Source organism: Glutamicibacter sp. St.4D3 (assembly GCF_059728615.1).
The window spans coordinates 2,119,824-2,132,920 of the sequence record NZ_AP039380.1; the positions used below are offsets into that span (position 1 = coordinate 2,119,824).

The 13,097-nt window shown below is 62.7% G+C and carries 8 protein-coding genes; 2 read left to right on the forward strand and 6 right to left on the reverse strand.

Features of this window, described 5'->3' with window-relative positions:
* Positions 1-76: 76 nt before the first annotated feature.
* The 3 genes from mraZ to dinB form a co-directional block, all read right to left on the reverse strand.
* On the reverse strand, positions 77-508 hold the full coding sequence (gene mraZ / locus AC6I21_RS09745) for a division/cell wall cluster transcriptional repressor MraZ (protein WP_054820651.1): 432 nt from the start codon (positions 506-508) through the stop codon (positions 77-79).
* A gap of 536 nt (positions 509-1,044) precedes the next feature.
* Positions 1,045-1,431 (reverse strand): SCO2097 family morphological protein, encoded by a 387-nt coding sequence (locus AC6I21_RS09750; protein WP_054820652.1) that lies wholly within the window; start codon positions 1,429-1,431, stop codon positions 1,045-1,047.
* A gap of 190 nt (positions 1,432-1,621) precedes the next feature.
* Positions 1,622-2,815 carry a DNA polymerase IV gene (dinB, locus tag AC6I21_RS09755; protein ID WP_054820653.1) on the reverse strand — a complete coding sequence of 398 codons (1,194 nt, stop codon included), beginning with the start codon at positions 2,813-2,815 and terminating at the stop codon, positions 1,622-1,624.
* A gap of 165 nt (positions 2,816-2,980) precedes the next feature.
* Here dinB and AC6I21_RS09760 point away from each other — a divergent pair, with 165 nt between their 5' ends.
* Positions 2,981-4,087, forward strand: a complete 1,107-nt coding sequence (locus AC6I21_RS09760) for a polyprenyl synthetase family protein (protein ID WP_497762299.1) — start codon at positions 2,981-2,983, stop codon at positions 4,085-4,087.
* A gap of 104 nt (positions 4,088-4,191) precedes the next feature.
* Here AC6I21_RS09760 and AC6I21_RS09765 read toward each other — a convergent pair whose 3' ends face one another.
* The gene (locus AC6I21_RS09765; protein ID WP_246049511.1) at positions 4,192-4,545 is read right to left on the reverse strand and encodes an Rv2175c family DNA-binding protein; all 354 of its coding nucleotides are present in this window, start codon (positions 4,543-4,545) and stop codon (positions 4,192-4,194) included.
* Positions 4,546-4,755: 210 nt separating this feature from the next.
* Here AC6I21_RS09765 and AC6I21_RS09770 point away from each other — a divergent pair, with 210 nt between their 5' ends.
* Positions 4,756-6,663: a LysM peptidoglycan-binding domain-containing protein gene (locus AC6I21_RS09770; protein WP_497762300.1), complete on the forward strand. Its 1,908-nt coding sequence runs from the start codon at positions 4,756-4,758 to the stop codon at positions 6,661-6,663.
* A gap of 132 nt (positions 6,664-6,795) precedes the next feature.
* On the opposite strand, the gene AC6I21_RS09775 is transcribed toward AC6I21_RS09770, so the two are convergent.
* A complete protein-coding gene (locus tag AC6I21_RS09775) occupies positions 6,796-8,277 on the reverse strand; it encodes a sensor histidine kinase (protein ID WP_346921659.1) in 1,482 nt (493 codons plus the stop codon).
* Between the two features lie 6 nt (positions 8,278-8,283).
* Entirely contained in the window at positions 8,284-13,080 is a 4,797-nt protein-coding gene (locus AC6I21_RS09780) for an NAD-glutamate dehydrogenase (protein ID WP_497762301.1), read from the reverse strand.
* Positions 13,081-13,097 lie beyond the last annotated feature (17 nt).

Sequence of the window (13,097 nt, forward strand, 5' to 3'; positions counted from 1 at the left end):
GTGAAGCCAGGGCCGAACCGCCTTGAGATGGCTGGAGATCTCATCCCAGCTGTGCCCCCATGGTTCGTAAAACTACTTATCCAAGTCCTGGAAGTTCGTCTTCATCGGTATCGGAGAAGGCTTCTTCCTGCTGCTGCAGGTAGTCCTGCCACGCCGTGGTGTCCCAGATCTCCACGCGGTTGCCTGCACCGATGACCGTGACCTCACGGTCCAGCCCGGCGTAGGAACGCAGCATCGAAGGAATGGTGACCCGGCCCTGCTTATCCGGCACTTCATCCGACGCCCCGGACAGAAATACACGTGCATAGTCTCGAGCCCGCCGGGATGAAAGAGATGCCTGCGCGAGCTGCTCGTGCTGCTTCTCAAATTCCCGTTGGCTAAAGACGTAGATGCACCGTTCCTGCCCGCGGGTCAGAACCAGTCCGTATGACAGTTCCTCGCGGTATTTAGCAGGAAGAATCAACCGCCCCTTGTCATCGAGACGCGGTGTATAAGTTCCAAGGAACATACACACCGCCTTTCGCATGAAGTGGTGATTCCGCCATCTTCCTCTACTGTCCTCCACTTTACTCCACCACTCCCCACTGTCAACGCGACCGGAGGTGTTTTAGCTCAGGAGTAGAGAAATAATCCGCGGGATTTCGGGCTAGTTTCACGGGGGTGGACGGTGGAGGGATTTGGGCTGTTTTGACCCAGGGCGTGGCTCGTACCCCCTCGCAAACCCCGATTTCGCGCGAAATTCGCTGGCCCGGAGGAGCAGTGGAGGAAAGTGGGGGAAGATTACTCGGAGCGGTGGAGAGTGGTGCAGAACACGCGAAACTCGACGGGTTAGGGCAACCTTGGAATCTACTTAGAGTTCGTTGCTCGCTAGCTGCCGCAGTACGGTATATACACGGCCGCTGCGGGTGCCTGCCGGCCGGGGGCCGCGGCCATCGCGTTGGGGTTTATGCAGCCTTGCCGGCGCAGTTGGCCAGAGCTGCCCGGCAAGAGGGTTAAAACGAAAAGGCACGATCCATTGGATCGTGCCAATTGCTTCGGGAAGCTCTAGCTATCCCGCTGGTCCCGCTTACGCTGGTTCCACTTTTCTTCAAGACCGCTCATGAACTGGGAGCTGCCGCGGTTGGCGGTCTTTGATCCGCTCTTCAGCGGATTTCCTCCCAGCTTACCCTTGGCGGACTTCTTCAGTGCCAGGGCTACGCCTGCAAACATGACGGCGAAACCGATCACGCCCACCACGATCAGTTGTTGGGAGATTCCGAAGATCAGCGCCCCCAATCCGACAATGAAGATCAGGGCGCCAAGAGCGATGTTGCGGGTCGACAGGCGTCCGCTATTGCCGGGAGCTTTCATGTTGGAAGCGAAGCGACGATCTTCATGCAGCTGCTTTTCAAGCTGCTCCAGCAGACGTTGCTCATGCTCAGATAGTGGCATCGTCTTCTCCTTCCAAGTCCCTGCGTGACGACCGACTCCGTCCTCACCCAGTAGAACGGTTTACCGCAAGATTTTGTTCCCCGCGAGAAATCTCCTACGTATCTCTAAGGATAGTCTTTTTAGACTCGAGGCTGCTAGTTCAGCCGTTGTGCTGTTAATAAGACTTAGTCTCAGCGCTGCGGCCCAGGTGTCATGAGTCGGTTGAAGACGGGCCTTTGGGTCGCAATAGCCGCGCTGGAGTGAGCCGCTGGGATGGGAACTTCAGCGCGATGCTGTCAGCGATCTTTTCCGCTTCACGGGTCTTCTCGTCAATCGGGTCCAAGGACAGCTGCACTCCCTGGGTTTCCTGCCCCAGCCGTTCTGCCCTAACCCCCACCAGACGCACTGCTTGCGGCAGTGGCAGCAGACGGCGGAACAGTTCAAGCACGCCGTTAGTCAGAGCCGAGGGAGAATCCGTGGCTGCCGGCAGCGTTTTGGAACGATTAACCGTGGTGAAGTCCTGGTACTTGATCTTGATGGCCAGCGCCTCGGCCAGCTTTCCAGAGCGACGCAGGCGTTGGGCAACCTTGTGGCTGAGCACCACCAGTTCATCTTCCAAAAGCTTTAACTCGCTCTGGTCCGATTCAAAGGTGTGTTCCGCCGAGAGCGACTTTTCCTGCCGCACGGGAACCACTTCGCGGTCGTCGATCCCCCGGGACAAACGGTGCAGGTTGCGACCATGCTCGCCAAATTTTTGCACCATGACATTTTCCGGGTACTGGGCCAGCTGTTCCACGGTTTCAATCCCTGCCCGATGCAGCTGCTCCAGGGAACGCTTCCCCACGCCCCACAACGCAGAGACCGGCAATTGATGCAGAAATTCAACGGTGCGCTGCGGTGCCACGACCACCAGGCCGTTGGGCTTGGCATGCTCCGATGCCAACTTGGCCACGAACTTATTGCGGGCGATCCCGACGCTGGCCGGAAGCCCCAGCTCATCCTTGAGGTACTGCTTGATCTGCTGGGCGATCCGCACCGGGCCGCCCAGGCGCCGCATGCTGCCGGTCACGTCCAGGAACGCCTCGTCAATGCTCAGCTGTTCGACCAGAGGGGTGATTGTGGAGAAGTACTGCATGATCTTGGCGGAAATCGCAGAGTAACTGTGATGGTTCGGTTCCACGATGGTTGCATTCGGGGCCAGGCCCATCGCCTGGGACATGGGCATTGCCGAATGAACTCCCAGGGCCCGGCAATCGTAGGATGCTGAAAGCACGACGCTGCGCCCCTGCGGGTGCCCAACAATCACCTGCTTGCCCGCTAGCTCTGGGCGAGACAGCAGTTCCACTGACACGAAGAAGGCGTCCATGTCCACGTGCAAAATCGCCCGCTCAGCCTTATCAGTCATGGCTTAAGTTTACCGGTGCGTACCTACAAATTGGCGGGTTCTTCCGGCGCCCGTCCAGCGTCTTTCCGCTGGCCGTGAATTCCTCCCCCGCAACGTGCGCCAACCCGGTGAGACGGTAGAGTGGATGTAATCTCTTTCCCTCGTCATACAGAGAATTGGAACCGAATGTCGCTGCCCCAGTCCATTGTTGCCCAAGCGCCTGAAGCTGAAGAGCTCACCCGGACTTACACGCAGCGGTTAACCGCAGAATTGGACTCATTCCTTGAGGCCAAAGCGGCCGAGGTAGGCTCCATTACCGCCAGCGCCGTGGCCTTGGTTGACGCCATTAAGGCCCTAACCCGTGGGGGCAAACGACTGCGGCCGGCTTTCGCCTTCTGGGGATTCATTGGAGCTGGCGGGGATGCGATGGACGATGACATCGTGAAGGTGGGTGTTTCGCTGGAGCTCTTTCAGGCGGCCGCGCTGATCCACGATGACCTAATTGACCGTTCCGATACACGACGGGGACAGCCCAGCGTTCACAAGCGCTTCGAGGCGCAGCACCGTGAGGCCGGACTGAGCGGTGATGCGGCGCATTACGGTGGGGCCAGCGCAATCCTGACGGGAGATCTGTGTCTGTCGCTGAGCGAAGAGGTGTTCGCCTCGGTAGCCTTCGCAACTGCCGATACTCGTCGCATTTTCAATCGGATGCGCACCCAGGTCATGGCCGGTCAGTACCTGGACATTCTGGAGGAATCGGCTGGGTCGGCTTACGACCCGGCCGAAGCGGTCAAGCGGGCGCGCACGATCGTGCGCTACAAGTCGGCGAAGTACTCCACGGAGAATCCCTTCCTTCTGGGTGGGGCTCTTGCCGGCGCCAGCCCGGACTTGTTGGATTCCTATCAGGCCTTCGCGTTGCCCCTGGGTGAGGCATTCCAGTTGCGGGATGACGTCCTGGGTGTATTTGGTGATCCCTCGATCACCGGCAAGCCGGCGGGCGACGACCTGCGTGAGGGCAAGCGCACGGAAATGATCGCGCACGCCATGCTCCTGGCCTCCGATGCGGAACGCCAACTGATCACCGAGCGCCTTGGCGCGCCCGACCTCGGCGACGATGAGGTACTGCGCATCAGCTCAATCCTCAAGGAATGCGGTGCGTTGAAGGCCACCGAACAGAGCATTGAGGAGTTGACCGCCACAGCGTTGACCGCGATGGAGCGGATCCCGGTTGCACCCCTGGCGGTGGCGGGCATGGCCCTGCTTAGCGATGCCGTGACCAAACGCATCAAGTGATTACTATTCGATAAAGTCCGACTGATACACCTGCGGATGCCTGAGGGGCATAAAAAATCCGTTGCCCTCCTCCGGGCAACGGATTTTTGTTCTGTTCGGCGTGATTACCAGGCCATGGCTTGGGCACGACGACGAATTTCGGTCTTGCGTCCCTGACGCAGTGCTTCCATCGGCGTCCCGGGCAGGGTGTCGTCCGGCGTAAAAAGCCAGCGGAGAGCTTCCTCGTCCGAGAAGGCAGCGTCGCGCAGCACCGTTAGGGTTCCCTTTAGGCTGTCTACAACTTGCCCGTCCATGACAAATTCTGCGGGAACCGAACGCACCGGAGGTTCCCCGATGCGAACCGCGATGATTTTTCGATCGTCGATGAGCCGGTGTACCTGACGAATATCGGTGTCCAAGGCCTCTGCCATGTCCGGCAGGTTCAGCCATTCCCCAATGAGATTCTCTAGTTCTTTCACGCTTTAAGGGTCGCACACTCCACGGGCGTTGTGTTCGCATAATGAAAACTTGAGGAAAACCTGACCCATTGGTTTCCTTGCGCCCCACTAGTAGTGTAAATTTTCAGATATCACTTTGATAACAATTGCAACACAATCCACAGCAACATCATGCTTGTCGTGGAAAGGGTTGCTCAGGTCTCATCGACTCCTTCAATTGAGGAAAAATACATGCCCCAAGATTCGATTCGTGTCACCAAGCATGCGTTGAGTGCCGTCGCTGGTGCAGCAATTCCGGCGGTTGTCCTGGGCAGCCTTGCCGCAGCCCCGGCCCAGGCCTCGCAAGTAGAGTTGACCAAGTCCTCCGTCTTGACGCCCAAGAGCGTTTCCCCCCAGACGGTGAAGATCGCTGAAGAACACATCAAGGCCCACCTGTTGGCCTCGCGAATCCCTACCCTGGGGTTGCCCGCGCAACGGCAGGTCAAGGAGATCAAGGTGCCGGCGGGCGCTTCGTTGTGGAGCCTGGCTCGCGAATACGATTCTTCGGTCTCCGAGCTGAAGAAGATCAATGACCTAGACAGCGACCTGATCCGCGAGGGCCAGAAGCTGAAGGTTCCAGGCAAGAATTCCTCGTCTGAGAAGAAGACCGCGAAGAACACCCGCGGCGTGGCCAGCAGCGAAAGCTACACCGTGAAGGCCGGAGACACCATGGGCCACATCGCCCACCGCCTGGACGTCTCCCTCTCCGAGGTCCGCAAGGCCGCAGGAAACCCCTCCGGCGACCGCATCTACGTCGGACAGAAGCTGAACTTCGGCGGCTCCTCAACATCATCCAAGAGCAGCCCCAAGAAGGACAGCGGCAAGACCACCGGCGGCAGCTACACCGTCAAGGCCGGAGACACCATGGGCCACATCGCCCACCGCCTGGACGTCTCCCTCTCCGAGGTCCGCAAGGCCGCAGGAAACCCCTCCGGCGACCGCATCTACGTCGGACAGAAGCTGAACTTCGGCGGCTCCTCAACATCATCCAAGAGCAGCCCCAAGAAGGACAGCGGCAAGACCACCGGCGGCAGCTACACCGTCAAGGCCGGAGACACCATGGGCCACATCGCCCACCGCCTGGACGTCTCCCTCTCCGAGGTCCGCAAGGCCGCAGGAAACCCCTCCGGCGACCGCATCTACGTCGGACAGAAGCTGAACTTCGGCGGCTCCTCAGCACCATCCAAGAGCAGCCCCAAGAAGGACAGCGGCAAGACCACCGGCGGCAGCTACACCGTCAAGGCCGGGGATACACTGGGTGCGATCGCGGCCCGCAACGGGATCAGCCTGAGCAAGCTGATGAGCATGAACAACTTGTCCTCCAAGTCGCTGATCTTCCCTGGTGACAAGCTCAAGCTCAGCGGATCGGCCCAGTCCTCCTCGCCGAAGCCGACCTCGCAGTCAAACAGTGCCCCGAAGTCGAGCGGCACCAGCAGCTACAGCGTCAAGTCCGGCGATACCCTCGGCGGCATTGCTGCCAAGCACGGGATTTCGCTGAGCCGTCTGCTGGATCTGAACCCAGAGGTCAGCACGCAGACTCCGTTGCAGATCAACACGAAGCTGAAGGTTTCTGGTTCCTCGGTAAAGCCGAACGCGGGCGTGAAGCCGACACAGAAGATCGGCAACACCTTCGCGGGGCGCACCTATCCTGATGCCACCGTGCGCAGCGCCAATGAGAACAAGGCCTACTTGGATTCGATCTCGGTTCCCAGCCGCTCCGAGATGCAGGCGCTGATCCGCAGCACTGCCAAGAGCATGGGGGTTGACCCGGCCCTGGCCCTGGCCCACGCCCAGCAGGAGTCCGGTTTCAATCAGCGCGCGGTCTCCCCCGCCAACGCCATTGGAGCCATGCAGGTGATCCCGAGCACCGGTGAATGGATGTCGGGCATGGTGGGGCGCAAGCTGAACCTGTTGGATCCGCGGGACAACGTCGCGGCCGGCGTTGCCACCATCAAGTACAACCTCGACAACGCCGAGAGCCTGGACCACGCCATCGCCGCGTACTACCAGGGCCTGGGCGGGGTGCGGAAGTACGGGATGTATTCCGACACCAAGGTTTATGTCGCCAACGTCAAATCCCTGATGAAGCAGTACCGCTAGTCGGTGGCCGGGTGCCGTGTTCTGCCAGGACGGGGGCACGGGGCCTGGCTAACCGGCACTCCGCATGACTAAGGCGGGTGAATCCATATTGGATTCACCCGCCTTAGTCATGCGCGGTATCGGCTCGCAGCGTTAGTGGGCGTTGCTGCGCAAGTCCAGGGGCATCTCAATGACCACTTCGGTGCCCTGGTTCGCTGCCTGGTTCCAGTGGATTTCGCCGCGCAGCTCGCTGGTGACCAGGGTGCGCACGATCTGCAGTCCCAGACCCTCGCTGTACTCCCCCTCGGGCAACCCATGGCCGTTGTCGCTGACCGTGACTCGCAGCCACTTGTGGCCGTCCCGGCCCAGGTATCGTTCGGCCAGTAGCCGCACTTCCCCGTCACGGCCGGCCAGCCCGTGTTCCACTGCGTTGGTGGCCAGTTCGTTGATGACCAGGGACAACGGGGTGGCCAGTTCGGCCGGCAGCATCCCGAATTCCCCTTCGCGCACGGTGCGAACCCGCTGGCTCGGACTGGCGATTTCAACGATGAACCGGAACTGTCGGTCCATCAGGTCATCAAATTTTACGGTTTCGTTCAAACCCTTGGACAGGAAATCGTGTACCGAGGCGATGGTTGAGACCCGGCGCATGGCCTGTTCCAGACCCTGTTTGCCCTCGGTCGAGTTCATGCGCCGGGACTGCATGCGCAATAGCGCGGCCACCGTCTGCAGGTTGTTCTTCACCCGATGGTGGATTTCGCGGATGGTGGCGTCCTTGGTGACCAGTTCCTTTTCCCGCCGGCGCAGCTCGGTCACATCCCGGCACAGAACCAGGGATCCCCAGCGGCGGCGTTCGTCGCGCAGCGGGATGGCACGCAGCGAAATGTTCACCCCGCGGTACTCCATCTCGGTGCGCCACGGCATTTTGCCCTGGACCACCAGCGGCAGGGTTTCGTCAATAACCCGCCGGTCGCTGACCAGTGCCATGGTCAGGTCCGAGAGCGACTGGCCCTGCAGTACCTCGGCGGCTCCGAGCCGGCGAAACGCCGACACCGCGTTGGGGCTGGCGTATTCCACCACCCCGGCGGCGTCCATCCGGATGAAGCCGTCGCCTACCCGCGGGGCGCCGCGCCGTGACCCGGTCGGGCTGGCGAAGTCGGGCCAGAGCCCGAGGGTGCCCATGGTCAGCAGGTCATCGGCGCTCTGCCGGTAGACCAGTTCCAGGTTGGAGGGGGTGCGGCTGGAGGCCAGGTCGAAGTGGGAGGTGATGACCGCGACCTTCCGTCCCTGGCGGACCAGGGGGACGGCCTGGACGGTACTCTGCCCGGCCAGGTCGGCCGGGTGCTGCACTGAACGCTGCAACTGCCCGGTGGCCCAGGCCTCGTCCACCATGATCCGCAGGTCCTTGCGGATCCGCTCCCCGACGAAGTCGGTGTGGAACGCGGTGTGCGAGGTGGAGGGCCGCACGTGCGCCAGGGCCACGTAGGACCCGTCCCCGGTGGGGAACCAGAGCACCAGGTCGGCGAACGCAAGATCGGCGACCAGCTGCCAGTCCCCCACCAGCAGATGCAACCAGTCCTCATCACCGGGCCCGAGCTGAGAATTTTCGCGCAGTTGCTCGGTGATGAGGGCCATGGTGTGTTACTTCCTCCGGACGATGGAACGCAGCAGGCGAAGTGCGACGGACAGCGAGGCCATGTCGTCGCGCTCCAGGTTGTTGACCTCCTGGAACATGTTCTTCGCACGATCAAGGTTAGCCGCGTTGGCTTCCTCCCAGGCCGCAACACGCGCGTCGGCGTCCTGCAGGTCTCCGGCCGCGTCCAGCACGTCCCCGGTCATGTCAATGATCGTGGAGTACAGGTCATCGCGCAGCGCGGCACGGGCCAGTGCCTTCCAGCGGTCGGTGCGCGGCAGCGCGGTGATCCGGTTCAGCAGGGCGTCGACCTCGAACTTGGCGTACAGCGCGAAGTAGGTGGTGGCCACCTGCTCGGTGTCGGCGTCGTTGCGGAAGATGTAGTCGGCGATGTCCAACAGGGCATAGGACTCGAACTGTCCGGCCCAGTGGATCGCCTGCTCCTCGGTCAGCCCATGCTGGATGGCATCTTCACGCCAGGTGGCGAAGCGGGCGGCATCCACCCCGCGCAGCAGCTGCGGCAGCTGGGCGCGCAGCTTCTGCACCTTGGCGGCGTAGCGTTCCACCATTTCCCCGACGCTCAGTTCCAGGTCCACATGGTTCAGGAACCAGCGGGTGGTGCGGTCCAGCAGACGGCGCAGGTCGTGGTGCTGACCCGACCAATAACCGATGTCCTGCCCGGCCGGCTGCAGGTTGATTTCCTGGAACCAGCGTTCGTACTCGTAGATCTCCCGCAGCGCGCAGAAGACCTTGGCGATCTGCGCCTCGGTGGCCCCGGTTTCCTCCATGGCGCGGAAGATGTAGGTGATGCCGCCGATGTTCACGATTTCGTTGGCCACCACGGTCGCCACGATCTCGTTGCGCAGCGGATGGCTGTCCAGTTCTTCCCCGAACCGCTCGGAGAGCTGGCTCGGGAAGTAGCGCTTGAGGGTGGCGAAGAAGTAGTCGTCCTCGGTCAGGTCCGATTCGGCCAGCGCCTGGGCCAACTGGATCTTCGCGTACGCGGTGATCACTGCCAGTTCCGGGGTGGTCATTGATCCGCCCGAAGCGCGCCGGGCCTCCAGTTCGCTGTTGGAGGGCAGGAACTCCAGCTCACGGTTCAGATCCGCGTGCTCCTCCAGCCAGTCCATCAGCCGTTCGTAGGCCGGGGTCCAGGTCTTGGCCGCGTGCTTTTCGTTCAGCAGCAGCACGTTCTGGTTGAAGTTGGTCTCCAGCACCAGGTCGGCGACGTTGTCGGTCATCGAGATCAGGAAGTCCGCACGCTCGGCAGGGTCGATGGCCCCGGCCTTGACCTGGCGGTCCACGAAGATCTTGATGTTCACCTCGCGGTCGGAGGTGTCCACGCCGGCCGAGTTGTCAATGGCGTCGGTGTTCAGGATGACCCCATTGGCCGCGGCCTCGATGCGGCCACGCTGGGTCATGCCCAGGTTGCCGCCCTCACCGATGATGCGGGCCTGCACCTGGCGTCCGTCCACGCGGATGGCGTCGTTGGCGCGGTCCCCGACCTGGCCGTGGCTTTCGGTGCTGGCCTTGATGTAGGTGCCGATGCCGCCGTTGTACAGCAGGTCGACCTTGGCCGAGAGGATCGCCTTGAGCAGGTCGTTGGGCGCCATCGCGGTGGTGTCATCGGGCAGGCCGAGCAGCTCGCGCACTTCGGCGCTTACCGGCACCGACTTCAGCGACCGGGAGAACACCCCGCCGCCGGCGGAGATCAGGTCCTTGTTGTAGTCGGCCCAGCTGGAGCGCGGCAGGTCGTAGAGCCGCTGGCGTTCGGTGAAGGCCGCCTCGGGCTCCGGGTTCGGATCCAGGAAGATGTCGCGGTGGTCGAAGGCGGCCACCAGCTTGATGGTCTTGGTGCGCAGCATGCCGTTGCCGAACACGTCACCGGACATGTCTCCGATGCCCACGGCGGTGAACTGTTCGCTTTGCGAGTCCACGCCGATTTCGAAGAAGTGGCGCTTGACCGATTCCCAGGCACCGCGGGCGGTGATGCCCATGCCCTTGTGGTCGTAGCCCACCGAGCCGCCCGAGGCGAACGCGTCGCCCAACCAGTGGCCCTTTTCCTCGGAGATTGCGTTGGCGGTGTCGGAGAAGCTCGCGGTGCCCTTGTCGGCGGCGACCACCAGGTAGGTGTCATCCCCGTCGCGGCGCACCACGTCCACCGGCGGCACCACCCGCTGGCCCTGCTCATCGGTGATGACGTTGTCGGTCAGGTCCAGCATGGTGCGGATGAAGATCCGGTAGGAGGCCTTGCCCTCCTCCATCCAGGCGCCGCGGTCCACGGCCGGGTTCGGCAGCTGCTTGGCGTAGAAGCCGCCCTTGGCGCCGGTGGGCACGATCACCGAGTTCTTCACCATCTGCGCCTTGACCAGGCCCAGCACCTCGGTGCGGAAGTCTTCGCGGCGGTCCGACCAGCGCAGGCCGCCACGGGCGACGGCGCCGAAGCGGAAGTGCACGCCCTCCACGCGCGGGGAGTACACCCAGAACTCGTGCTTGGGGCGTGGGAACGGGGCGAAGTCGATCTCGTTCGGGGCCAGCTTGAAGCCCAGCGCGTGCCCGGCGGCATAGTAGTTGGTGCGCTTGGTCGCCTCGATGACCTTCACGAAGCGGCGCAGCAGCTTGTCGGCATCCAGGGTCGGCACGCTTTCCAGGGCCGCGCTGATCTTCTGGTGGGCTTCCTCGCGGGCCGCCTCGGACTCCTCGGCCGAGAGCTTCGGGTCGAAGATGGCGTGGAAGAGGCTCACGATCCCGTGGGTGACCTCGGCGTTGGAGACCAGGGTGCTGGCGATGAAGTCGGTGGAGTTCGGAACCCCCAGCTGCAGCAGGTAGTGGGCGTAGGCGCGCAGCATGGCCACTTCGGTCCAGTGCAGTCCCTCGCGCAGCACCAGGGCGTTCAGCTCATCGGATTCGGCGGCGTTGCGCACCACCGCCGAGTAGGTTTCGGCCAGCAGGTCCTGGACGGCGGAGAAGTCGATGTCCTCATCGACCTTCAGGCCCAGGTCGTAGATGTAGCGCTGCTCGCCGTCCTGCGGCTGCAGCTCGAAGGGCCGCTCGTCCACGACTTCCAGGCCCAGGTCCTGCAGCACCGGCAGGATGCGCGAGAGCATCAGCGGACGGTTGACGTAGATCTTCATCCGGACGCTGACCGGGCTGTCCTCATGCTCGTCAGTCGGGGCGTAGAAGGAGACGACCGGGCCTTCCTGGGCCGGCTCATCGAGCTGGGCCAGGCGTTCAATGTCCGCCAGCGCATCCTCGATCTCGAACTGGACCTTGTAGGACTCGGGGAAGGCCTCGGACCAGGACCGGGCCAGGTTGCGGGCCTCGTTGGCTTCCAGGCGCTCGTGGGCCGCATCGTGCACCGCTTCACCCCAGGAACGCACCGCGTTGGCGATGCGGGTCTCCAGGTGCTTGCGGTCCACCACCGGGGCCAGGCCGTGGCGCTGCAGGCGGATCCGGTAGAACAGGCGGATCAGAGCCGAGTCGCTCATCAGCACGTCGTATTCCATGGAATCCGGGTTGAAGGACTGCTTGAGCACATCCTCGATGCGCTGGCGGACCAGGGTGGAGAAACGGTCACGCGGCAGGTAGACCATCACGGACATGAACCGGCCGTAGTCATCGGGGCGCAGGAAGACGGAGGTGCGGCGGCGCTCCTGCAGGCGCAGGATGCCCATGGCGGTGTTGGTCAGGTCCTCCACGGAGATCTGGAACAGCTCATCGCGTGGGTAGGTTTCCAGGATGGTGACAATGTCCTTGCCCGAGTGCGAGTCCGGGGCGAAGCCGGCGTGCTTGAGCACTGCGGCGACCTTTTCGCGCACCAGCGGCACGGCGGTGACGCTGGAGGTGTACAGGCTGGAGGAGAACAGGCCGATGAAGCGGCGTTCGCCGTTGACCTCCCCATTGGCGTCAAAGCTCTTGACACCCACATAGTCCAGGTAGGTGCCCCGGTGCACGGTGGAGCGGGCGTTGGCCTTGGTGATCACCAGGGCGCGCTTGTCGCGTGCCGTGGCCCGGCCGCGCTTGGTCAGGTGCAGCGGGCCGCGGTCATCGGCGTCGCGCATCAGGCCCAGGCCGCTGCCCGGGCGGGCGCGCAGCACGTCCTCGCCGTGCTCGGTGACCAGCTCGTAGTCGCGGTAGCCCAGGAAGGTGAAGCGGCCATCGGCCATCCAGTTCAGCAGTTCCACGGCCTGATCAAGGTCCGGGATGTCCTCGGCTCCCACGGTTTGGGGCAGCGTGGCGGCGATTTCGTGGGCACGGTCCATCAGCTTCGGCCAGTCCTCGACGGCCATGCGCACGTCGCTGAGCACGGACTGCAGGCCGGTGGTGACTTCCTCGGCCTGCTCCTCGCTCATCTCGTGGTCCAGTTCCACGGAGATCCAGGATTCAACCTCGGTGTTGCTCCCGGCCAGATTCAGGGTGCTCAGGTCGGCGAGCGCGGCAGTGTCGCCGCTGGCCACATGCTGGGCGTCGGTGGGGGTCAGTGACTTGATTTCACCGGTCTCGGTATCGCGGGAAACCACGAAGGTGGGGTGCACGACCAGGTGGATCGGGCATTTCTGGCGCACCAGCTCGGTGGTCACGGAATTGACCAGGAACGGCATGTCGTCGGTGACGATGTAGACCACGGAGCTGCCGGCAGTGGACTTCACCACGACATTCGCGGTTTTCGGCTGCCTAACGAACCCGATATCCAGGTGGGCCGCCACCCGCTCCTCCAGCTCTCCGGGCTGGTAGGCGGCAAAGTCCTCCCTGGCGATTTGACTATAGTACTCACTGATCAGGTCGTTGGTGAGTGTCGCATTCATAAATGCTTCTGACACGG